This window comes from Actinoplanes oblitus (assembly GCF_030252345.1).
Taxonomy (GTDB): Bacteria; Actinomycetota; Actinomycetes; order Mycobacteriales; family Micromonosporaceae; genus Actinoplanes; species Actinoplanes oblitus.
The window spans coordinates 5,604,998-5,627,803 of the sequence record NZ_CP126980.1; the positions used below are offsets into that span (position 1 = coordinate 5,604,998).

21 protein-coding genes are annotated in these 22,806 nt (G+C 69.8%); 15 read left to right on the forward strand and 6 right to left on the reverse strand.

The window, feature by feature from the left end:
* Window position 1: 1 nt before the first annotated feature.
* From Actob_RS25320 to Actob_RS25330, 3 genes are all read left to right on the forward strand, one after another.
* The gene (locus Actob_RS25320; protein ID WP_456319227.1) at window positions 2-1,435 is read left to right on the forward strand and encodes an MFS transporter; all 1,434 of its coding nucleotides are present in this window, start codon (window positions 2-4) and stop codon (window positions 1,433-1,435) included.
* 10 nt (window positions 1,436-1,445) lie between these two features.
* On the forward strand, window positions 1,446-1,946 hold the full coding sequence (locus tag Actob_RS25325) for a DinB family protein (RefSeq protein ID WP_284914306.1): 501 nt from the start codon (window positions 1,446-1,448) through the stop codon (window positions 1,944-1,946).
* Between the two features lie 353 nt (window positions 1,947-2,299).
* Complete coding sequence (locus Actob_RS25330) at window positions 2,300-2,833, forward strand: SLATT domain-containing protein (RefSeq protein WP_284914307.1); 534 nt, start codon at window positions 2,300-2,302, stop codon at window positions 2,831-2,833.
* A 139-nt stretch (window positions 2,834-2,972) separates the two neighbouring features.
* Here Actob_RS25330 and cspE read toward each other — a convergent pair whose 3' ends face one another.
* Window positions 2,973-3,176, reverse strand: a complete 204-nt coding sequence (gene cspE / locus Actob_RS25335) for a transcription antiterminator/RNA stability regulator CspE (protein WP_284914308.1) — start codon at window positions 3,174-3,176, stop codon at window positions 2,973-2,975.
* Between the two features lie 314 nt (window positions 3,177-3,490).
* Here cspE and Actob_RS25340 point away from each other — a divergent pair, with 314 nt between their 5' ends.
* From Actob_RS25340 to Actob_RS25350, 3 genes are all read left to right on the forward strand, one after another.
* Window positions 3,491-3,952, forward strand: a complete 462-nt coding sequence (locus tag Actob_RS25340) for a DUF427 domain-containing protein (RefSeq protein WP_284914309.1) — start codon at window positions 3,491-3,493, stop codon at window positions 3,950-3,952.
* Window positions 3,953-4,463: 511 nt separating this feature from the next.
* Complete coding sequence (locus Actob_RS25345; RefSeq protein ID WP_284914310.1) at window positions 4,464-5,498, forward strand: hypothetical protein; 1,035 nt, start codon at window positions 4,464-4,466, stop codon at window positions 5,496-5,498.
* Between the two features lie 418 nt (window positions 5,499-5,916).
* The gene (locus Actob_RS25350) at window positions 5,917-6,240 is read left to right on the forward strand and encodes a hypothetical protein (RefSeq protein ID WP_284914311.1); all 324 of its coding nucleotides are present in this window, start codon (window positions 5,917-5,919) and stop codon (window positions 6,238-6,240) included.
* Window positions 6,241-6,390: 150 nt separating this feature from the next.
* On the opposite strand, the gene Actob_RS25355 is transcribed toward Actob_RS25350, so the two are convergent.
* From Actob_RS25355 to Actob_RS25365, 3 genes are all read right to left on the reverse strand, one after another.
* Complete coding sequence (locus Actob_RS25355; RefSeq protein ID WP_284914312.1) at window positions 6,391-7,158, reverse strand: hypothetical protein; 768 nt, start codon at window positions 7,156-7,158, stop codon at window positions 6,391-6,393.
* A 121-nt stretch (window positions 7,159-7,279) separates the two neighbouring features.
* Window positions 7,280-7,765, reverse strand: coding sequence for an LURP-one-related/scramblase family protein (locus Actob_RS25360; RefSeq protein WP_284914313.1), 486 nt, complete (start codon window positions 7,763-7,765; stop codon window positions 7,280-7,282).
* 33 nt (window positions 7,766-7,798) lie between these two features.
* The gene (locus Actob_RS25365) at window positions 7,799-9,391 is read right to left on the reverse strand and encodes a xylulokinase (protein ID WP_284914314.1); all 1,593 of its coding nucleotides are present in this window, start codon (window positions 9,389-9,391) and stop codon (window positions 7,799-7,801) included.
* A 394-nt stretch (window positions 9,392-9,785) separates the two neighbouring features.
* Here Actob_RS25365 and Actob_RS25370 point away from each other — a divergent pair, with 394 nt between their 5' ends.
* From Actob_RS25370 to Actob_RS25390, 5 genes are read left to right on the forward strand one after another with little or no spacing between them, the layout of a single operon-like run.
* Window positions 9,786-11,267, forward strand: a complete 1,482-nt coding sequence (locus Actob_RS25370) for a pyridoxal phosphate-dependent decarboxylase family protein (protein WP_284914315.1) — start codon at window positions 9,786-9,788, stop codon at window positions 11,265-11,267.
* Window positions 11,267-12,547: a lysine N(6)-hydroxylase/L-ornithine N(5)-oxygenase family protein gene (locus Actob_RS25375; RefSeq protein ID WP_284914316.1), complete on the forward strand. Its 1,281-nt coding sequence runs from the start codon at window positions 11,267-11,269 to the stop codon at window positions 12,545-12,547. Before Actob_RS25370 ends, Actob_RS25375 begins: the two co-directional genes overlap by 1 nt.
* Window positions 12,544-14,745, forward strand: coding sequence for a GNAT family N-acetyltransferase (locus Actob_RS25380; RefSeq protein WP_284914317.1), 2,202 nt, complete (start codon window positions 12,544-12,546; stop codon window positions 14,743-14,745). Before Actob_RS25375 ends, Actob_RS25380 begins: the two co-directional genes overlap by 4 nt.
* Entirely contained in the window at window positions 14,742-17,132 is a 2,391-nt protein-coding gene (locus tag Actob_RS25385; RefSeq protein ID WP_284914318.1) for a GNAT family N-acetyltransferase, read from the forward strand. Before Actob_RS25380 ends, Actob_RS25385 begins: the two co-directional genes overlap by 4 nt.
* Before the next feature lie 41 nt (window positions 17,133-17,173).
* Window positions 17,174-17,392: a hypothetical protein gene (locus Actob_RS25390; protein ID WP_284914319.1), complete on the forward strand. Its 219-nt coding sequence runs from the start codon at window positions 17,174-17,176 to the stop codon at window positions 17,390-17,392.
* Window positions 17,393-17,433: 41 nt separating this feature from the next.
* Here the strand turns inward: Actob_RS25390 and Actob_RS25395 are convergent, their stop codons facing one another.
* Together Actob_RS25395 and Actob_RS25400 are read right to left on the reverse strand one after the other, a co-directional pair.
* Window positions 17,434-17,895 carry a GNAT family N-acetyltransferase gene (locus Actob_RS25395; protein ID WP_284914320.1) on the reverse strand — a complete coding sequence of 154 codons (462 nt, stop codon included), beginning with the start codon at window positions 17,893-17,895 and terminating at the stop codon, window positions 17,434-17,436.
* 59 nt (window positions 17,896-17,954) lie between these two features.
* The gene (locus Actob_RS25400; RefSeq protein ID WP_284914321.1) at window positions 17,955-18,284 is read right to left on the reverse strand and encodes a winged helix-turn-helix transcriptional regulator; all 330 of its coding nucleotides are present in this window, start codon (window positions 18,282-18,284) and stop codon (window positions 17,955-17,957) included.
* Between the two features lie 490 nt (window positions 18,285-18,774).
* Here Actob_RS25400 and aepX point away from each other — a divergent pair, with 490 nt between their 5' ends.
* The 4 genes from aepX (at window position 18,775) to Actob_RS25420 (ending at window position 22,801) form a co-directional block, all read left to right on the forward strand.
* Window positions 18,775-19,608 (forward strand): phosphoenolpyruvate mutase, encoded by an 834-nt coding sequence (gene aepX / locus Actob_RS25405; RefSeq protein ID WP_284914322.1) that lies wholly within the window; start codon window positions 18,775-18,777, stop codon window positions 19,606-19,608.
* Window positions 19,609-19,639: 31 nt separating this feature from the next.
* The gene (gene aepY / locus Actob_RS25410) at window positions 19,640-20,818 is read left to right on the forward strand and encodes a phosphonopyruvate decarboxylase (protein WP_284914323.1); all 1,179 of its coding nucleotides are present in this window, start codon (window positions 19,640-19,642) and stop codon (window positions 20,816-20,818) included.
* Window positions 20,800-21,540: a phosphocholine cytidylyltransferase family protein gene (locus tag Actob_RS25415; protein WP_284914324.1), complete on the forward strand. Its 741-nt coding sequence runs from the start codon at window positions 20,800-20,802 to the stop codon at window positions 21,538-21,540. Before aepY ends, Actob_RS25415 begins: the two co-directional genes overlap by 19 nt.
* A gap of 61 nt (window positions 21,541-21,601) precedes the next feature.
* Window positions 21,602-22,801, forward strand: coding sequence for a pyridoxal phosphate-dependent aminotransferase (locus Actob_RS25420; protein WP_284914325.1), 1,200 nt, complete (start codon window positions 21,602-21,604; stop codon window positions 22,799-22,801).
* Window positions 22,802-22,806 lie beyond the last annotated feature (5 nt).

Consider the following 22,806-nt stretch of genomic DNA (forward strand, 5'->3'; position numbering starts at 1 on the left):
CGTGGCAACTTCCCCTCGGTCCCTGCGGGCGGCCTGGCTCGCCCTGACCGGGCTGTCCGCCGTCTTCCTCGTCGAGATGCTGGACAACTCGATCCTCAACGTCGCGCTGCCCACCATCGGGCGCGACCTGCACGCCTCCACCGTCGCCCTGCAGTGGGTGACCGGGGCGTACGCGGTGGTCTTCGGCGGCCTGATGCTGGCCTTCGGCGCGCTGGCCGACCGGTTCGGCCGCCGCCGGCTCATGCTGACCGGCCTGGTCCTGCTCGGCGCGGCCAGCCTCGCCACCGCGTTCGTCACCACGGCGGAGCAGCTGATCGCGGTCCGGGCGCTGACCGGCGTCGCGGCCGCGATGACCACCCCCGGGTCGATGGCCCTCGCCTTCCGGCTGTTCGCCGACGACCGCCTGCGCGTCCGGGCCACCACGCTGATCTCCACTGTCGGCCTGGCCGGGCTCGCGATCGGCCCGGCCGCCGGCGGCTTCCTCCTCGCCGTCGCGCCCTGGCAGGTGCTGCTGCTGATGAACGTGCCGATCGCCGCGCTGGCGTTCCTCGGCATCCGGTCCGGCATCGCCGCCGACGACCCGGCCGGCCTGCACCGCGACCCGGTCGACGTGGCCGGCGCGGCGCTCGGCACCACCACCATCGGGCTGGCACTGCTGGCGCCCACCCTGTTCGTCGACGGCTCACCGGCCCGCTGGCCGGTCACCGCCGCGGCGGTGCTGGCGGCGATCCTCTTCGTGCTGCGCCAGCGCTCCGCCCGGCATCCGCTGCTCGACCCGAGACTCATCGGGCGGCCACTGGTCGCCGGCGGCCTGGCCTACAAGGCCGCCGCCGGGCTGGCCACCGCCGGCCTCGGCTACCTGGTCACCCTGCAGCTCCAGCTCGACTGGGGCTGGCCCCCCGCTCAGGCGGCGCTCGGCCTGCTGCCCCAGGTGATCGTGCTGATCGCGGGCGGCGCGTTCGTCGACCCGTTCGTCAGGTGGGCCGGCCTCGACCGGGCCGCCTGGCTGAGCGCCACCTCGGTGGTGGCCGGGCTCGCGGTCTGGACCGGGCTCGGCCGGCTCGGCTACGCCTGGGTGGCGCTCGCCCTCGCCCTGGTCGCCGCCGGGCTGCGGGTGGTCGGCGTGGTCGCCGCGGTGAACGTCCTGCGCGGCCTGCCGGAGAACCGCACCTCCATCGGCGCGGCCCTCACCGACACGGTCACCGAGGTCGCCTCCGGAGCCGGCCTCGCCGTGTCCGGCACCATCCTGGCCGCCGTCTTCACCGGCGACATCGCCACCTCGCACTGGTCGGCCCGGCAGACCACCGAGTTCGCCACCGCGGCCCGGCTCGCCGGCCTGGTCCTCACCGTGGTGGCGGCCGCCCTGGTCGTCTGGGCCTACCGCCGCACGCACCGCCCGGCGCCCGTCCGCCGGCCCGCGCCGGTCGAGGCATAGGGTCGGGTCCATGCCGGAGACCCCCTTGGAAACCCAGCGCGAACGAGTCCCGCTCAACGACGACGGCGAGCGGGACACCGCCCTGGCGTTCCTCACCTTCGCCCGATCGTGTGTCCTCAAGAAGGTCGGCGGGCTCGACGACGAGCAGCTGCGCCGCCGCCTGGTGGTCTCCGACACCACCCTGCTGGGCCTGGTGCGGCACCTGACCGACGCCGAGCGTTTCTGGTTCGGCTACACGGTGGGCGGCGACGAGCGCCACGCCGGCGTCGACTTCAGCATGGTGGTGCCCGCCGACCGCCCCGCCCACCAGGTGATCGCCGACTACCGCGCGGCGATCGCCGAGAGCGACGCCCTGCTCCCGGCCGGCCTGGACGCCCGCACCGCCCACCCGGTCGCCGGTGAGTTCCGCACCGTCCGCTGGGTGATCGCCCACGTGACCGGCGAAACCGTCCGCCACGCCGGCCACGCCGACATCCTGCGCGAACTGATCGACGGCGTCACCGGCCGCTGACCGATCCTCACCGGCTCAGGGTCGCGTGGCGGCGTACCGGTGCCGGTTGGTGTCCCGCACCGCCGCGGGCACCCGCTCGATCAGCGCCCGCACCGTCCGGGCGCGCGGGGTGCCGCGCCACCCTGCGCACGGCCAGCATGACGCCGCTGACCGCGCGGGGTTCGGTGCAGTACTCGGCGGGCACGGCCCGGCACCCTGCCGCCGGATCTCCTGGCAGCGCAACGGCGGTGCGCCGGTGCCCCTCGACGGCGTCCACGACGCCGAGCACGGCGGGCAGCCCGCGCCGAGTCCCGCGTGGACGGTGGAGAGCCCGCACCGCGCGCCATCCTTGACCGGTGGCGGACACTGTAAGCATGCAAACGCCGGCCGACGCTCACCCCTCGGAGCGTGGCTTCTTCGTGCTCTCCCAACGCCAGTCGGGCGTCACGCCCCGGGAGGCGATCGTCGGATTCCGGGCGGTCGTCGACGCGGATCTGGACTGGGCCGACCGGCGCAAGGAGCGGTATCGCCGACGGGCGGTGACGACAAAGGTGGCGTCCCTGGTGCTGGCCGGCCTTTCCACGGTCGCGCTCGGTGTGGACCCAGCCGGGCACGGCACCGCGTTGGCGCTGCCGATGGTGGCCGCGGTGACCGTTCTGACGGGGCTCGAGCCGTACATGAGCTGGCGCAACCGCTGGGTGTCGATGGAGCAGACGCGGTACGAGCTCAACCGCCTTCGCGATGAGATCGACTACTACCTGGTCACCACCAGCGCCGGCGACCGCGATCAGGAACAGTTGCGGGAGTTCTTCGCCGATCAGCAGAAGATCTGGCGAGGCGTCAGCCAGCAGTGGCGGGAGTTCCGAGTCGCCGATGCCGCCCCTCCCACGCCCCGGCCCGGCGACTGACCCGGCACCTTCCGACCGGGTGAGCGACCGGGCCGAACGATGCCGGCGGCGGACTCGGCCGGCGCGGGTGATCCTCCGTGGCGGGAACGGCGGCCCGCTGAATCAGCCCAGGCCGCCGTTCGAGCGCAACGCACGTGGGTCAGAGCGGGCGAATGTTCTCCGCCTGCGGGCCCTTCTGGCCCTGGGTGATCTCGAACTCCACCCGCTGGTTCTCGTCCAGGCTGCGGTAGCCGCTCGCCGAGATCGCCGAGAAGTGGGCGAAGACATCGGCGCCGCCGTCATCCGGGCTGATGAAGCCGAAGCCCTTGTCCGCGTTGAACCACTTGACGGTACCTGTAGTCATAACTGCTCCTTCAGCAGGCTTTCGGAGACCGCACCGCGCGGACTCCTCCACCAGCGCCTTGTTACCCACGCTAAACGATCACGAACACGACAAGCGCCCGGACGGACAGGTGCAAGCCTCCGAGGTCATCAAGCTGCCTTCTCGCATGGCCGGTTTCAACCACTGGTCACCTAGCGAGCCGGCCTGCCGCGCCCCGCGAGGGCCTCGGCGGCGGTTGGCACCGTTCCGGCCACCCGGTCAGCGGCAGGAGCGCGAGCCAACAGATGGTCCACCTCCACCGGGCGCTGTCTTGCCCGGGCTGGCAGGCTGAGCTGATGGAGTCGGTTTGGGACTACCCGCGCCCGCCGCGCGCGGAGCGCACTGGAGCCCGGGTCACGGTGGTGCATGCGGGTCGGGTGATCGTCGATAGCGACCGCTGCTGGCGGGTGTTGGAAACCTCGCACCCCCCGGTCTACTACGTACCTCGCGGCGACATCGCCGACGCGGTGCTCGAGCCGGGCGAGGGCCGCTCGTACTGTGAGTTCAAGGGAGTCGCCAGTTACTGGGACCTGGTCGCCGGAACCACCCGGGTGCGACGGGCCGGCTGGTCGTACGAACAGCCCTCACCCGGATACACGGCGATCGCCGGAGCTGTCGCCTTCTATCCGAGCCGGGTCGACGAATGCCGTGTGGACGGCGAACTCGTCCAGCCGCAGGAGGGTGACTTCTACGGCGGCTGGATCACCGCCGACATCAGTGGCCCGTTCAAGGGCGGCCCCGGCACGATGGGGTGGTGACCGGCCTTTCCAGATTTGCGACTGCGGCACGTCGCCGGCAGCGCCGGACGCTTGCGCCCCCGCTATCGGCGGCAGATCCGGATGCGAGGCGACCAGCACAGCCGACGCGGCGCCGCCGTCACTCCTGACCCGCGTCTTCCGCTCGCTGTCCCCCGCCCGGGCAGTCCTCGGGTGGGGCGTAGGCCCGGATGGTGCCGTTGTGCCGCGGGACCTTCCCGTCGGCGGTGAGGGCCACGGGACGTCTGCAGACGGGGCAATGGCCGCGCTGTCGCCGCGAGCGTCGAGTCACCGCGCCTCCACCCGGTAGCCGTTGTGGGTCTCCGGCTCAGCCATGCCCGCCATCGTGCCGCATCCATGCCAGACACCCCGGCGGCGTCGCTCGGGATGTGGACCGGATTCGGCAGGCACACCTACGCCGCTTGGACCTGGAGCACGCATTCCGACTGTTCAAGCAGACCCTGGGCAGAACGTTGTCGAGGCGACGTGCGGCGCCTCCGGGTACGGTGCAGGTGTGCCGACGATCTATCAGGTTCGTGGATACGTGCTGGAGGAAGCGCTTGCGTGGATGCTCCGCAACAGCGGCTACCAGTTGATCGTAACGGCGTCGCCGATGAGTGGCCTGGCCGTCAACGGCGCCGGCCTGACCGTCCGGGGACGCGACGCCGAGCATCAGGCTGACGTACTGGGTGATTTCGCGTTCACCCCGCCGTTCTCCCTGCCGATCCGTATGTTTGTCGAGGCCAAGTACTACGGCCACGCTCGTCCGGTCGGCCTCAATCTGGTGCGCAACGCCTGGGCGACGGTGGCTGACATCAACGAGTTTCACGTAGCCGATGGCCCGCATGGTCGGTACCGGTACGTTTACGCATTGTTCTCCCGGTCTGGTTTCACCGACGACGCTCAGCAGTTTGCGCTGGCACACCAAATCAGCCTTGTAGATTTGTCACTGCCGATGTTCGGCATACTCCGTCGTGCGGTCCGGGAGGCCGCCGGCGGCGCGTTCCCGCATGTCGCAGGCCCGGGGGGAATAGGCGCATTGCGGGCGGCCTTCCGTGAAGTTCTCGAGACCGCCCCACCATCGTCTCCTGCCCTCGCAGAATCGGCGGCCGTGTCGGCGTTACAGGGCGTCGCGGCGACCATGAGAGCGAGCCTGGAATCCTACAACGGGGGCGAATTCCTGCTCGCGTTCCCGCCAGCACCGTTCATCCTCACCTTGACCGGCGCTACGTCAAACAGCATCGAGCAGTTCACCAGGTATTCCGAAGAGAATCCCGAACACAATGTTCACCTGCGGCGCGACAGCGCACCCGAATCGGGTTCGCACCAGGCCAGTCGTTGGCTGCTTTCTCCCGCGGAGGCGCCGGCCGCGTATACGCTCACCTTCAGCCTGCCCGAGCATGTGGAGGGGTGGATCACCGACGAAGCAGATGGTCGCGCCAATACCCGCTGGCTGAAGCGGACCCTGCTGTCGGCGATCATCATCTACCGGTGGGTTGATGGGGTACCGAAGGTATACCAGCTGCGTTATACGCCCCAACGACGTTGAACGAATCAGTGGCCGGCTTCTTAGCTCGTCGCGCTGCAGGCACTCGGCAGCCAACTTCATGGTGACCACATCGCCGTCGCCGGAGAACTCCAGGCAGTCCCACCAGGACTCGCCCCGACCAGGATGTGCAAAGCTTCGACAAGGCCGGCTTGACCCTCGGCGCTCGATCTTGGAGGGCCAGTCCCAGGAATCTCGTTCTCGCTCTGCACGCGCCGGGCGATACAGTCACGGTGAGTGGCTCCGCGCCCGCGCTCAGGTTCTCCGGAGTCCTGCGTGCTACCTGCTTCCCGCCACGGACGGGCCAACCGGCCGCATCATCAAGGTTGACTACGACGTATGTCGGCCAGCGCGCCGAGCGCGGGCGGCGGTCTGCTCTACGAGCCGATTCTCGACTTGTCCACGCGGATAAGATCGGCGCGTGAAGATCAGGTTCCGCGATCACGTGACGGGCCCGGGCCGCTGGCTGGCGATCCCCGGAGCCCTGCTCGTCGTGGCCCTGATCGCGGCTCCGGTCCAGGCCGCGGAGCCGGGCACCGACCACCCGAACGACATGAACTGCGGCAACATCTTCTGGTTGACCCCGCCGGAACCGGACCCGGCCGATCCCGACTACGAGTTCTACCGCGCGAAGATGGACCGAGGCTGCCGGACGGCCCGCGTCACCAGAGGCACCACAGCGGCCATGGTTTCCGCGATCACGGTAGTCGGCGTGGCCCTGCTCGCCCGCCGTCGTGAGAAGTAGATTCAGGCCACCGGGCTGGTGCTCACGGTTGTCTCCGGCGCCGGGACACCACCACCAGGGCCAGCCGCCGGAAGCGAACGGCCGGAGCCCGGCGAAGCGATCCGGCCGGCCCGCAACAGAGCGGACCAGCCGGACCGCAGGGCGGACCGGTCAGACCGAGGCGAAGCGGGCGGCGAAGGCGACCGCGCCGACGTCCCCGTCCCGCAGCCGGAGCGCGATGTCCGCTTCGCCGATGTTCTCCAGGGTCCGGGCCGCGAAGTTGATCGCGGCGGGCTCCCGGCGCAGCAACTGCTTGGCCAGGCGGGCCTGGGTGGAGCGCAACGTGGCGAAGGCGCACATGTCCAGGGCCGCGACGTAGTCGTCGGTCAGGGTTCCGGCCATGGCGTGTTCGACGACAAGTTCGCGCAGCCAGTCCGGCCAGTAGCCGTACTTGCCGACGATCTTGCCGGCGTGGATGGCCTCGGCCGGGGTGTTGCCGGCGTTGAGCAGCTGGGCGGTGACCGGCACGTCGAGGTGGGTGACGCGCAGCGCGGAGACGAAGATGCGCAGCAGCACGACAGCGCCGAACCGCGGCTCCATCTCGGCGGCGGCCCGGGCGTACTCGCCGTCGATCACCCAGGACACGACCTCGGCCTCGGCCAGGGCGGTCGGGTCGACGCCGCGGGACTCGAGTCGCTCGATGGTCTCGCGGAGCCGGGTGCGCGCCTTGTCGTACCGGTCGCGCAGGCCCTCGCTGTTGGCCTTGTTGCGGTACAGGATGGCGATGTCGGCGGCGATGTCCGCTTCCCGTTGCAGCAGCTGCGAGCTGATGCGCGGGAGCAGAAGCTCGGTCAGGCCGATGGTGAGGATCGCTTCGTCGAACCGGTCGGAGGCGGTTTGGAACTGCTTCCACCAGTCGACGGAGTGCTCGCTGGACATGAGACCTCCTGGTACGACTGGAAGCCTCATCGACAGTCCGGCGGGCGACCTGCGGATCCGTGGCCGGGAACCTCCGGGCGTACCGGAAAGCAACGGACCGGAACCCGAAGCGGGCCGTGCGTCAGTCGCCGGCCCCGCGGTCCAGGGCCAGGTCGAGCGCGAGCACGCTGCCGATGATCAGCAGCGGGTCGACGCCCGCGGTGATCTGCACGGCGTAGGTGTCGCGGACGGTCAGCCAGCGCTTGGAGACCGCGGCGACCTCGGCGCCGCCCTGCTCGATCACGTACTCGTGGTCCAGCAGGTCGCCCTTCATCTCCAGATCGTCCGGGCCGGGCACGTCGATCACGAACTTCTCGCGAAACGGGGTGAACAGTTTCTTGCGCACCTCGGCGGCCTTCTCCCCGCCGATCCGGACCTCGTAGGTCGGGCGCAGGGCGACCAGGTGCCGGTGCACGCTGGCGACCTCCTGGCCGGACAGGTCCTCGATCACCACCCGGTTGCGGATGCTGAGCACCTTGCCGTCCACGTGGTAGACCTTCGTGCCGTTCTCGTCGAGCACGTCGAAGTCGTCACCGATGGCGAACAACCGTTCCCTGATCACATACATGTGTCGATTGTCCGCCATCGGCGCCAAGGCGGCTCAGCTGTGCTCGACGGCCGCCTGCTGGATCGGCAGCGCCGCGACGTACCGCCGCATGAACGCGTCGAAACCGGCCACGTCGGCCGGGTCCGGCGCCGCGGTGTCCAGCTGCGCGCCGGCGAACACGTCGTCGTTCAGGAACTGGTCCAGGCTCTGCCCGTCCTTGCGGCCGGCCACGAACGCGGCCAGGATCGCGATGCCCCACGCGCCGCCCTCGCCGGCCAGGTCGCCGACCGAGACCGGGGTGTTGATCGCGGCGGCGAGCAGGTTCTGCGCGACACCCTGGGTCTTGAACAGGCCGCCGTGCGCGAACATCCGGTCCAGCCGCACCGACTCGGCCTTCTGCAGCACGTCCATGCCGATCCGCAGGGTGGCCAGGGCCGAGTAGAGCTGGGTCCGCATGAAGGTGGCGAGGTCGAGCGTGCTGCCCGGCTCGCGCAGGAACAGCGGCCGGCCCTCGTGCAGCCGGGTGATCGGCTCGCCGGAGAGGTAGTTGAACGCCATCAGGCCACCGCCGTCGGGAGCCCCGCGCAGCGCGGACCGGAACAGCGTCTCGAAGACGGTGTTGCTGTCCGCCGGCGCACCGAGCGCCGTGGCGAACTCGGCGAACAGGCCGGCCCACGAGTTCAGCTCGCTGGCGCCGTTGTTGCAGTGCACCATCGCCACCAGGTCACCGGCCGGGGTGGTGACCAGGTCCACCTCGGGGTGCATCCGGCTCAGCGGGCCGTCCAGCACGATCATGGCGAAGATGCTGGTGCCGGCGCTGACGTTGCCGGTGCGGCGGGCCACCGAGTTGGTGGCGACCATGCCGGTGCCGGCGTCGCCCTCGGGCGGGCAGAGCGGCAGACCGGCCTGCAGGACGCCGCTCGGGTCGAGCAGCCGTGCACCGGCCTCGGTGAGCGTGCCGGCCGCCTCGCCGGCGGGCAGCACCGCGGGCAGCAGCTCGGCCAGCGGCGCCGGCACCCCGCGCCCGGCGACCAGCTCGTCGAACTGGGCGAGCATGCCCGCGTCGTAGCCACCGGTGGCCACGTCGATCGGGAACATGCCGCTGGCGTCGCCGACGCCGAGCACCTGGCGCCCGGTCAGCTTCCAGTGCACGTAACCGGCCAGCGTGGTGAAGTGGGCGAGCCGGGCGATGTGCTCCTCGCCGTTGAGGATCGCCTGGTAGAGGTGGGCGATGCTCCAGCGGTGCGGGATGTTGTGACCGAACAGGTCGCTGAGCGCCTCGGAGGCCTCGCCGGTGTTCGTGTTGCGCCAGGTGCGGAACGGGGTGAGCAGCTCCCCCTCGCCGTCGAAGGCCAGGTAACCGTGCATCATCGCGGACACCCCGAGGGCGCCGGTGGTGCGCAGCTCGGTGCCGTGTTTCGCGCGGACGTCGGCGGCCAGCTCGGCGAAGCAGTCCTGCAGCCCGGCCCAGACCGCCTCGAGCGAGTAGGTCCAGACGCGGTCGACGAACTGGTTCTCCCAGTCGTGGCTGCCGACCGCGATCGCCTCGTGGTCGGGGCCGATCAGCACCGCCTTGATCCGGGTCGACCCCAGCTCGATCCCGAGGGCCGTGCTCCCGGCGTCGATCGCCTCACGCAAGTTCGTCATGTTCACGTTCTACCGTACGAGTCTGCTGGTCTACTAGCGGCCCCACCCGTCAATTGTGATCGTTACCATCCCGATCCGCCGGGGCTCACATCGAAACACACAACAGCCCGCTTCCCGGCTCGCCGACGCCGCCGCTTCCCACATTCAGAACCTGTTTTGCGTACGCCCGGAGCAGGGCTCCCCGATGAAAACAGCGTCCAGCGCGGGCTTCGCGGCTTATGTGGCAATCGTCACTTGACGGCCACCCACGTGGCCCTCATGAGGATATGCGCAGGTCGCGGCGCTTTCCAGGTCCCTGCAGCCCCGGCGTCAGGCGTCCAACGGCGCCTAGGGCGAGTTTCCTTCCCGCGGCCCGACAGTTAGCCTGCCCTCTTGTTAGGTAAGGTTTACCTTAGTGGAGGCCCCGTTGGAGCGGTCCGATTCCCCGCATCTGTTTTCCGGCTCCACCCTGGACGGCTACACGTCCGGTGTGTGGCACGCGTCGGCGCTGCTCGCCGACCGGGTGAAGGCAGTGCGGCAGCCGTACTCCGGCGCAGGCGTCGCCGAGTTGCAGGAACAGGTCGACACCATCGACCTCGACCGGCCCCTCGGTGACACCGGTGCGGCATTGCACGAGATCGCCCGGCTCTACCTGGACAACGCCGTCTGGTTCCATGAGCCGACCTACGTCGCCCACCTCAACTGCCCGGTCGCCATCCCCGCGCTCAGCGCGGAGGTGCTGATCTCGGCGGTCAACTCCTCGGTGGACACCTGGGACCAGAGCACCGCGGGCACCCTCATCGAGCGCCGCCTGATCGACTGGACGGCCGGGCGGATCGGCTTCGACCCGGGCGCCGACGGCATCTTCACCAGCGGCGGCACCCAGTCCAACCTGCAGGCTCTGCTGCTGGCCCGCGAGGAGACCCTGGCCGGTCCGGCCGGGGACCGGGCCACCACGATCCCGAAGCTACGGATCTTCGCCACCACCGAGAGCCACTTCAGCGTCAGCAAGTCGGCCGGCGTCCTCGGCATGGCCGCCGACGCGGTGGTCGGTGTGGCCACCGACGGCACCGGCCGGATGGACCCGGAGGCGCTCGCCGCCGCCATCGACGACGTGCGCCGCGACGGCGGGATCCCGATGGCCGTCGTCGCCACCGCCGGCACCACCGACCTGGGCCGCATCGACCCGGTCGACGCCATCGCGGCGATCTGCGAGAGCCGGGGCATCTGGTTGCACGTCGACGCCGCGTACGGCTGCGGTCTGCTCGTCTCGCGCCGCCGGAACCTGCTGGACGGCATCGAGCGGGCCGACTCGGTGACCGTCGACTTCCACAAGAGCTACTTCCAGCCGGTCAGTTCCAGCGCGATCGTGGTGCGCCGGGGCGAGACGATGCGCCGGATCGCGGTGCACGCCGACTACCTGAACCCGCGCACCGCCGCCGTACCGAATCAGGTCGACAAGAGCCTGCAGACCACCCGCCGCTTCGACGCGCTGAAGTTGTGGATGACGCTGCGGACCATGGGCGCCGAGCAGATCGGTGCCATGTTCGACGCCGTCATCGACCGGGCGCACGAGGTCTACCTGGAGATCTGCGACGACCCGGACTTCGAGGCGGTGGCCGCGCCGACGCTGAGCACGGTGCTGTTCCGGTACCGGCCGGCCGGGACGACCGTCGCCGAGTGCGACGACCTGATGCCGCGGCTGCGCCAGCGGCTGTTCCACGGCGGCCGGGCGATCGTCGCCGGCACCACCATCGGCGGCCACTACTGGCTCAAGTTCACCCTGCTCAACCCGAACACCACGATGGACGACCTGCGCAGCGTGCTGGACCTGATCCGCGGGATCGGCGCCGAGATGACCGGCGAGCGCGACGAGGCCGCGGCGGTGATGGCCTGATGCGCACGTACGACTTCGCCGCGATCGGCGTCGGCCCGTTCAACCTGGGACTGGCCGCGCTCACCCAGGACCTCGCCGACGTCGACGGTATCTTCCTGGAGCAGCGGGCCGAGTTCGACTGGCATCCCGGTCTGATGATCGACGGTGTGACGATCCAGGTGCCGTTCATGGCCGACCTGGTCACGATGGCCGATCCGACCTCACGCTTCTCGTTCCTCAACTACCTCAAGCAGGTCGGCCGGCTCTATCCGTTCTACATCCGGGAGAGCTTCTACCCGCTGCGCGCCGAGTACAACGAGTACTGCAAGTGGGTGGCCCGGCAGCTGCCGTCGATCAGGTGGAACACCCGCGTCGACACCGTCACCCACGACGGCGAGGCGTACCTGGTGCACACGAACAATGCGACGTTCCGGGCCCGCAAGCTGGTGCTCGGCATCGGCACGGCGCCGCGTGTCCCGGCCGCCGTGGACCGGGGACCCCACGTGCACAGCGCCGACTATCTGCCCGAGAAGGCCAAGCTCCAGCAGCTCGACTCGATCACCATCATCGGCAGCGGGCAGAGTGCCGCGGAGATCTACCTCGATCTTCTCAACGACATCGAGACGTACGGTTACCACCTGAGCTGGATCACCCGCTCCCCGCGGTTCTTCCCGATGGAGTACACCAAGCTCACGCTGGAGATGACCTCGCCGGAGTACATCCGGTACCACCAGCGCCTGCCGCTGGAGACACGCGACCGGCTCGGTCGTGAGCAGCGCAACCTCTACAAGGGCATCAGCGGCGACCTGATCGACACCATCTACGACACGCTCTACGCCAAGAGCCTGGCCGGGCCGGTGTCCACGACACTGCTGACCGCCACAGCTCTCTCCGGCGTGATCTGGGACGGCGAGCGCTGGACGCTGGCGCTGGAGCACCAGGAGGACGGCAGCTCATTCACGGCCACCACCCGGGGGCTCGTGCTGGCCACCGGCTACGCCCCCAGGGTGCCGTCCTTCCTGGACCCCGTCCGTGATCGGATCAACTGGGACGCCCGTGGCCGGTTCGACGTCACCGTCGACTACGCCGTCGACCGCGAAGGCGACGAGATCTTCGTGCAGAACGCGGCCGGGCACACCCACAGCGTTACCGACCCCGACCTGGGCATGGGCGCCTACCGCAACAGCGTGATCCTTCGGGGTATCACCGGGCGTGAGATCTACCAGGTCGAGGAGTCGATCGCCTTCCAGCAGTTCGGGGCCCCCGCGGCCGACATCCCTAAGGCACTGGTGACATCGTGAGACTCGTACCGCTGGATCTCGACCGTGATCTTGATCTTCTCTTCGCCTGGGTGACGCATCCCCGCGCGCACTACTGGGGCCTGCAGGGCGCCAGCAGGGAGCGGGTGCGCGAGGAGTACCAGGGCTTCCTGGACAACCCGCACTACGACGTGTGGCTCGGGCTGGACGACGACGATGCCCCGCTGTTCCTCGCCGAGACCTACGACCCGGCGCACAGCGAGCTGGCTCCGCACTACGCCGTACGGCCCGGTGACATCGGCATGCACGTGCTCGTCGCGCCGCCGACCCGCAAACGCTCCGGGGTCACCTCCGCGGTGATGCGGGCCGTCATGGACTTCTGCTTCGCCGATCCGCGGATCGAGCGGGTCGTCGTCGAACCGGATGTCCGCAACGACGCCATCCAGCGCAAGAACGCCGAGGTCGGGTTCGTGCCGGAACGCGACGTGCCGCTGCACGGCAAGACCGGCCGACTCAGCTTCTGCACCCGCACGGCGTACGCGATGAGCGTCCCGCACCTGCGGCCGGAGGCCATCGAGTTCGCGCACCGGCGGCTGATCGCGAAGGCCATCGCCGAGTTCAGCCACGAGCGCCTGCTCTCGCCCGTCCATGACCCGTCCCGGAACAGGTACCGATGCGGCGAGAACACGTTCACCGCGAAGCGCTACCCGCTCGAGCACTGGGTGATCGACCCCGAGTCACTGGACGGGCCGCTCGACGCGCTCGACTTCATCGCTCGCCTGCGCGAGACGCTCGGCATCCCGGCGAAACTGCTCGGCACGTACCTCGAGGAGATCTCCGCGACGCTGGCCGGCAGCGCCTGGAAGTACACGCATCGCCGGGAGACCGCCGAGGATCTCGTCCACGCGAGCTTCCAGACCATCGAGGCGGCCATGACCGAGGGGCACCCCGGGTTCGTGGCGAACAACGGGCGCATCGGTTACGGGCTCAGCGATCACGAGGCCTACACCCCGGAGTCCGGGCGGCCGGTCCGCTTGCGGTGGGTCGCCGTTCGCAAGGACCAGAGCATCTTCGTGTACGCCGGTGACGAGCGCGACCACTACCGGGCCGAGCTGGGTGACCTGCTGGACCGTTTCGAGCAGCAGCTCCGTGGCCACGGGCTGGACCCGGCCGGGTACCGCTACCTGCCGGTGCACCCGTGGCAGTGGGAGCACAAGGTCACCGTCACGTTCGCACCCGAGGTGGCCCGCAGGGCGATCGTCCCGCTCGACGCCGGACCTGATCGTTATCAGGCACAGCAGTCGATCCGGACGTTCTTCAACCTGGACCGGCCGGAACGCCACTACGTCAAGACCGCGATCGCCGTGCAGAACATGGGTTTCCTGCGCGGGCTGTCGCCGAAGTACATGCGGGCCACGCCACCGATCAACGACTGGGTCGCGCGGGTCGTGGAGGGTGACGAGGAGCTGCGCGCCTGCGGGTTCGGCGTGCTGCGGGAGCTGGCGGCGATCGGGTACATCGGTGACGCCTTCCACCGGAGCGAGACACCCAGCGCGTACACCAAGATGCTCGCCGCCCTGTGGCGGGAGAGCCCGCTCCCGCGTCTCGCCGCGGGCGAGCGGCTCGCCACCATGGCCAGTCTGCTGCACCGCGACCGCGCCGGGAAGTCGCTGGCCGCCGCCCTGATCCGCGAGTCCGGCGTGGCACCGGCGGCGTGGGTGGCGACCTACCTGCGCGCCTACCTTCGGCCGATCGTGCACTGCCTGCTCAAGCACGATCTGGCGTTCATGCCGCACGGCGAGAACCTGATCCTCGTGCTCGAGAACCACGTGCCCGTCCGGGTGTTCATGAAGGACATCGGCGAGGAGGTGGCGGTCATGAACGACCAGCCGCTGCCGCCCGAGGTGGAGCGGATCCGCATCGAGGTCAGCGACGAGATCAAGGAACTGGCGGTCTTCACCGACGTGTTCGATGGGTTCCTGCGGCACCTCGCCGGGATCCTCGACTCGGACGGGGTGCTCAGCGCCGCCGAGTTCTGGGCGCTGGCCGGCGACTGCGTCCGCGAGCACGCCAAGGACCACCCGTCCCTCGGCGGGCGGCTCGACCTGCTGCGGCCCACCTTCCGGCACTCCTGTCTGAACCGGCTCCAGCTGCGCAACACGCTGCAGATGGTGGACCTCACCGACCAGGCCAGCTCGCTGATCTTCGCGGGCGAGCTGGACAACCCGATCGCGGCATGAAGGTCTACCGCGACGCCTACGGGATCCCACACCTGCGCGCCGGCTCGGTCCTCGACCTCGCCTGGCTGCAGGGGCGGGTGACCGCAACCGACCGGGGCCGTCAGATCACCGTCGAGCGGCTCCGCTCCGAGGGGCGTCTCGCCTCCGTCGCCGGGGCCGCCGAGGTGGGGTGGGACCGGTTCGCGCGACGGGTACGGCTCGACGAGACGGCGCGGCGGTCATTCGCCGAACTGGACGATGCCACCCGGCGGTGGTTGCGGGCGTACGCGGCAGGTGTCCGCGCTGGTGGCGTCGACTGGCAGCCGTGGTCGTCGCTCGGCGTGTTCCAGGTGCAGCACATCCTGTTCGGGACGTTCGGCAACAAGATGTGGCGGGCGCACGTCGAGCGGACCCTCGGCCCGGACGCCGTCGCGTGGTTCGCCACCGAGGGGCCGGGCGGCTCCGGCAGCAACGCCTGGACGATTCCGGGCGAGATCGCCGGCGACCCGCACCGGCTCCTCGAACTGCCCGGCGTCTATCAGCAGATCCGGCTCGCCTGCCCGGCCTTCGACGTGGCCGGGCTCACCTTCCCGGGCGTCCCCGGCGTGCAGCACTTCGGCCACACCGGATCGGTGGCCTGGGCCATCACCAACGCGATGGCCGATTACCAGGACCTCTACATCGAGGAACTGCGCATGACCGGGAACGGGTTCGAGGCTCGCGGCGCGAGCGGCTGGGAGCCGGTGGTCACCCACCAGGAGACGATCGTCGTACGGGACGGGCCGCCGGTCGTGGTCGATGTCCTGGAGACCGCGCGGGGGCCGGTCATCGATGGGAACCTGAGTCTTCGTACGCCGTCGTTGTCCACCTCCGACCTCGGTTTCGGCGCCCTGTTGCCGCTGCTGCACGCGTGCACCGTGGACGACGTCGCCGACGCCCTGTCCCGCTGGGTCGAACCGGTCAACAGCGTCCTCACCGCCGACAGCACCGGGCGCACCCTGCAGCTCACCGTCGGCCGGGTGCCGCAGCGCGACGAGCGCAACCGGATCGTGCCGGTTCCCGCCTGGGAGGCCCGCTACGCGTGGCGGCCGGAGTGGGCGCCGATGTTCCGTGCCGAGGTGACCACCGCCGTCAACGCCAACGACCGGCGGCCCGACACCGGGCCGTACGGCGTGGACTTCGCACCGCCCGCCCGCGCCCGCCGAATCCGTGAGCTGCTCGAATCCGGGGTGCCGCACGAGTCGATCCACATGGACACCGCGCTTCCCGCCGACTCCGCCGAGGCCGGGCGCCGGATGGCCGAGCGGTCGGCCGTCGCCCGCGGGTTGTGCGACCTGCCCGCGTTGAGGCCGCTCTTCTCGCCCTCCGGTCATGATCCGCTGTTCGCGCCGTGGACCGATCCCCGTGCGCGGATCGGGCTTGCTCTCGACGGGGTGCTCGCCGGACTCGGCCTCGATCCGGTGGCCCTCGCCGCCGCGCCCTCCCCCTCCCCCTCGGCCTCAGCTTCCCCGCTGCCCGGTTCACCGGATTCGTTCTGGGGTGCGCGGCATCTGCTGCACCCCCTTCAGCTGCCCGGCCTGGACGTCGACGTGCCGGAGGTCCGGCTCGGTGGCTCGGCCGGCTGCGTGCTCAACACGTCAAGCATTCCCGGGGTCAGTGACCTGTGCTGGCGCGGGCCGGTCGCCCGCTATGTCTGGGACCTCGCCGACCGGCGGCGCAGCCGGTGGGTCGTACCGTTCGGCGCGTCCGACGACCCCGCGTCGCCGCACTTCCTCGACCAGCTGCCGCTCTGGGCGCACGGAGCGCTCGTCCCGCTGGTCACCGACTGGGAGGAACTCATGGAGGAACCCTTGATCGTCTTCGCGGAGAAGCTGCCCGGCCTGGGAGAGCTCACCGTGATCCCGCTCGATCCGGTCGCGCACGCCCCGGTCGTGCACGGCTGGGTGACCAAGGAGCGCAACCGGTTCTGGGGCATGGGCGAGCACTCGGTCGCCGACGTCGAGGAGATCTACGGTTACGTCGACAGCCTGGAGAGCCACCACGCCTACCTGCTGCTGCTCGACGACGGTCCCATCGGGATCTTCCAGACGTACGAGCCGTCACTCGACCCGGTCGGCGAGTGCTACGACGTGCAGCCCGGTGACTTCGGCCTGCACCTGCTGATCGACGCCGAGGGCCGGGATCTGCCACACCTGACCAGCGCCGTCTTCCCGGCCCTGCTCCGGCACCTGTTCGCGGCGGACCCGGCCCGCGCACGCATCATCGCCGAACCGGACATGCGCAACGACCGCTCGATCAGCCGCCTCCGGCGGGAGGGTTTCACCCTGGGACCGGAGATCGACCTAGGTCACAAGAGGGCTCAACTGGCCTTCCTCGACCGGGTACGTTTCGAGGCCGCCGAGAGGTAGTGGCGGCGTTCTCACCGGCCGACCCGGGCAGGGTCGCCGCGATGCGGCGCGACCTGCACCTCACCGACGACCAGATCGCCCGGCGGCTGACCACCGAAGCGGCCACCCCGGTGATCGAGAAGCGCCTGCGCGCCCAGCTCGGCAAGCGGTTCGGCGGCGCTTGGATCCCGGCCGGCGCCACCCGCCGCACGGTCGCGGTCACCAGCCATGCCGACGCCGCCGAGGTCCGCGCCGACGCCCAGAAGTGGCACCGCGGCTGAGGCGGGTGGCGCTCATCCCGGTGCTCGGCCGAGCACCGGGATCACCCCCGCGGGGGTCGATCAGCGGGGAAGAGTTTGATGAAGCGGGCCGAGGAAGGCGAGATGTCCTCATAGCCGAGGAGTCTGTAGAACTCGTGGGTCCTCGTGCGGTGCCGGCGGCTGGTGACCTCCATCTTGATGCAGCCGGCGGCCCGGGCCTGGTCCTCGGCGGCCGCGACCAGTAGCTGGCCCACGCCCCGGCTCCGGTGGCTCTCGTCGACCACCAGGGCGACCAGCCGGCCCATCTTGCCGGTCGACTGCAGCAACGGGAGGACGTGCAGCGCCGCGACACCGACCAGCTCGCCGTCGTGGTCCGCACCGATGAGCCAGCCGGCCGGGTCGCCCGCCCAGAGGTCGAGACGTTCCCGCGCCGACTCCTCGGTGGTCGGATAGCCCAGCTGGCCCAGCAGGACGGCGAGCTGCGGCACGTCGTGCCGCCGGACGGGTCGGAGCTGAATGTCCATACCGGCATTGTCGGGTACGCCGGGCGCGCCCGGGCGAGCACGCCGCCCGCTCCGGCAGCTCAGCGATGCGAGTTCAGCCGAAGGCGGTCACGATAGCGCCGGCCCCAGCGGTCGAGGAGAGCCAGATGGTCGGCGAGTTCGGCGCCGAGCTGGGTCAGGATGTACTCACCGCCCTGGATCGCCGGATCCTGGGTGATCAGGGCGTGGCGCTGGAGACGTCGCAGGGCTCCGCTGAGCGACTGGTTGTGCACGTGCCGCCCACTGGAACTGGCGAGGCGGTCCTGCAGATCGGTATAGCGACCCGGTCCCCGCACGGCGAGGTCGACGAGCACCGGACCGGCCCAGCGCGGTTTGAGGATCTCCCCCAGAAGGGCATGAATCTCGCGCACAACGTCCGCTTCCTCCCCGTGAGTCTTCGGCGCCGATCGATCTATGGGCCTCAACCCTAGAAACTCTTCGACAGTTCTTCATCCCGTAAGCCGGATTTCGCCACCATCGGAAATGATCGACGGGCAGCAATGTGGAAATCCCCGGTCAACCACCCGTTGCGGGCCGTTTGACCAACTGCGCGACCGGATTTCCGACACAACCTGGGCGTTTTGTCCGGAATCTGACGGTCGGTCGGGGCGATTAGACCGACATTGCCCCCTTTGATGAGCAGGTCGGCTGGCGTGATCGCGCTACCGGAAGTGGCCTTGCACGCCCTTCCATGGGCGTGTAGAACCTATTCCAGTGTTTGCGCCGGGCCTCTGGTGCCACAAACGGCGAGCCCTCCCGAAAAGCGCAGTCCGACATCACGGGGTGATGTTTTGACCAGGTCTTTCATCGTCACGCACATCGATCTTTGGCTTTCGGCGCCGGCCTCCACGGAGGTGGAATATGTCTGACCGGCTGCGCCAATTGATATGCCGCGACGAAGTGCTGTACATCATGGAGGCGCACAACGCCCTGAGCGCGAAGATCGCCGTGGAGTCGGGGTTCGAGGCGCTCTGGGCCTCCGGCCTCACCATCTCCGCGACCATGGGCCTCCGCGATCGGAACGAGGCCTCCTGGACCCAGGTGCTGGACGTCGTGGAAATGATCACCGACTTCGTCCCCCAGCCGGTTCTCTTCGACGGGGACACCGGATTCGGCGACGCCAACAACGTCAGTCGCCTGGTCCGGAAGCTGTGCCAGCGAAACGTCCAGGGCGTCTGCATCGAGGACAAGCTCTTCCCCAAGCAGAATTCATTCCTGGGAAATGCCCAGCCGCTCCTCGCGGTCGAAGATTTCTGCGAGAAGATCAAACGCGGCAAGGATGCGCAGACGGACGACGACTTCGTTCTGGTCGCGCGAGTCGAGGCGCTGATAGCCGGGCACGGCCTGGGCGAGGCACTCGATCGGGCATTCCGATATCACGAGTCCGGCGCCGACGCCATATTAATCCACTCCAAGAAATCCGACGGGGAGGAGATCCTGCAATTCCTGGACCGCTGGCGGAATCGATGCCCGGTCATCATCGTGCCCACGAAGTACCACGCCACTCCGACCAAGCTGTTCGTCGAGCGCGATGTCGCCGCCATCATCTGGGCCAACCACAGTCTCCGGGCCTCGATCTCGGCGATGCGCAGCATCACCGACCAGATCTGTCGCGGCCGGTCGGTGACGGAGATCGAGACGCGGATCGCCAGCCTGGAACAGCTGTTCCAGTTGACGAACGAGTCCTCCGCGTGAACGCCGGCCGCGCCCCGGACGAGGAGGGGGCATGACCGACGCCACGGCGCTCCTGCGCCGGCTCGTGGAGCGGGGAGCGACCTTCTTCACCGGCGTTCCGTGCAGTCACCTGGACCCGCTGCTGTCGCAGGTCCTCGGCCGGTCCGACGTCCGTTACGTCGCCGCCGCCGGCGAGGGCGAAGCGGTGGCACTGTGCGCGGGCAGCTGGCTGACCGGCCGCCTCGGCGTGGTGATGTGCCAGAACTCGGGCCTGGGCAACATGGTCAACCCGCTCACCTCACTCGCCGCCAGCAGCGGGATCCCCTGCCTGCTGATCGTGTCCTGGCGGGGCGAGCCGGGCCGGCCGGACGAGCCGCAGCACGAGCTGATGGGCAGGATGACGACCGGACTGCTCGATCTCATGGAGATCGGGTGGCGGCACCTGCCGCCCTCGGACGCGGCTCTGCCCGGCGTCCTGGACGAGGTGTTCGCGCACGTCGCGAGCACCCGCCGGCCGTACGCGATACTGGTCCGGCCGGGCGACCTGACCGCCGGGGGTGGCGGAGCGCGTCCACGCCCCGCCCAGGTGCCCGCCGGGTTGCCGTCCCGGCACGAGGCCCTGACCCGGATCGCCGGGGTGCTGGCTCCCGAAGCGGTGGTCGTCGCCACGACCGGCAAGTGCGGGCGCGAGTTCCACTCGATCCGGGACCGGGAACGCAACTTCTACTGCGTGGGCGCGATGGGTTACGCCAACGCCATCGCGCACGGTATCGCGCTCGGTACGCGTGAACCCGTCTACGTCCTCGACGGCGACGGCGCCCTGCTGATGCACCTGGGCAACCTGTCCACGATCGGCGCGACCCGGCCGCCGGCGCTCACCCACATCGTCCTCGACAACGGGACCTACGACTCGACCGGCGGCCAGGTCACGTCGGCGGGCACGGTGGACTTCGCCGCGACGGCCCGGGCGTGCGGATATCCCCGGGCCGTGGCGTGCGCGGACCTCGACGATCTGGCCCGGCACCTCACCCGCCGCATCGCCTCCGGGCCGGTCCTGTTGCACCTGCGGATCAGACCGGGCTCGGTGGAGAAGCTGGGACGGCCGAACCGCCGGCCCCCGGAGATCGCCGAACGACTCAGGTACGCGATGGCGACGCATCGGGCAACCGACGCGCCGGCAGCCGTACCCGCACCTGAAGGGATGACTGACGCATGCACGTCGCAGTTCTGATGGCAGGCATCGGAACACGGCTCTCACCGCTCACCGAGAGCTGCCACAAGTCGATGCTGAGCCTCGGCGGCCGCCGCATCATCGACTACCAACTGGACATCCTCCGGCAGGCGGGCGTGTCGTCGCTCACCGTGGTGACCGGCCACGGCGGACCGCAGCTCGAGGACCACCTCGCTGTGGCCGGGCAGCGGATCGACTACACCGTCGTGGACAACACCCACTACGCCGACCGCAACCTCGACTGGAGCGCCTTCCTGGCGCTGTCCCAGGCCCCGGGCGACACCATCTACATGGAGGGCGACCTGCTGGTCCCCGCCGCCGGCTTCGAGCAGCTCTGGGCGAGCCGGGCCGATCTGACCATCGTCGTCGACTCGTCGGTGCCCAGCTCACGGCCCGACACGCTGGTCCTGTCCGATGGCGTCCAGCCGCGCCGGCTGCTGTTCTTCGAGCACGAGGTGGCTCACTACGACGGCCCGATGGAGGTGCTGGGCGAGCTGGTCTGCCTGGTGAAACTGAGCGCCGCGGCCCGGGAGCACGTGGTCCGCGCCCTCGGTGAGCAGCCGTTCGTCGGCCCCATGCAGCTGTACCGGATCTTCGACGAGGCCCTGTCGCACCTGAGCGCCGCGGTGATCGACATCAAGGGGCTGCCGTGGGTGGAGATCGACAACCTGGACGACCTGCGGCGCGCGGGCGACCTCGTGGACTCGATCGTGACCAACTGACCCGGCCGGCCCGCCGGTCGAGGATGGAGGAGGGAAAGTGCCCAACCGTACGTTGACATCGATGTCGGAGTACGCGTCCAAGGCGATATCGGCGAGGGCGAAGCTGTTGCCCGACGTCTGCAACCTGAGCATCGGGGAACCGGAGTTCGGGCCGCCGGAACACCTGGTCGACCGGGTCCTGGCCGACGACCTCACCCGGGCGGCGCTGCTGGACGCGGTGAACCGGTACGAGCACTCGGCCGGCTCCGCCGAGCTGCGACAGGCCATCGCCGACTGGTACCAGCGCCGGTACGGCATGATCGTCGACCCGGACACCGAGATCATCGTGACGCACGGCGGCGTCGAGGCGATCGCGCTCGCGCTGCTCTCCGCCACCGACGACGGTGATCCGGTGGCGATCACCGACCCCTCGTACATGCTGTACGAACGCTCGGTGGCGACGCTGGGCCGCACGCCGGTCAGCTTCCGCCGCCCGGCGGCCGACTGTGAGTTCCAGGCGCTGGCCGGCGACGACGCCTCCTTCGCCCGTGACTTCGGCGGCGCGCGGGCCGTCATCGTCAACTCACCGGAGAACCCGACCGGTTACATGCTGACCGCCGACGAGTGGGCCCTGCTGGGCGACATCGCGGCGCGCAACGACGCGTGGATCATCCACGACGAGGTGTACGACACGATGGCCTTCGATCGGCCGCACCTGCCCGCCCGCGGTGTCGAGGCGGTGGGCGACCGAGCCATCATGATCAACAGCTGCTCGAAGAAGTTCGGCACCCCGGGCCTGCGCATCGGGTGGATGGTCGCCCGGCGTGACCTGATCGAGGTGGCGAAGAAGGCACACGACTACCTGTACCTCGGCGTCAACATCCTGTTCGAGAGGATCGCGCTGCGCATGCTGCAGGACCCCGCGATCGAGCAGTGGTTCGCCGGCAACAACGCACGCCTGCGGGAGCGGCGGAACATCGCGATCAGCGCGCTCACGCCGGAGCAGGGGTACTCCTGGAACCGGGCACCCAAGGGCGGGATGTTCCTGCTCCCCGACGTCACCGCGATGCACCGGCGGCTGCCCGCGGCGGTGCGGGACGCGGACCGGTCGGTGGGCGCCACGGTGGCGAGCTACCTGCTCGACGAGCGGCAGGTGGCGGTGGTGCCGGGCGAGGTGTACGGCCCCTCCGTCGACCAGCACGTCCGCCTGGTCCTGTGCGGCGACGAGAAGACCTTCCGCCTCGCCGTGGAGCGCCTGGCCAGGCCGTTGCCGGCCGGCTAGCCCCG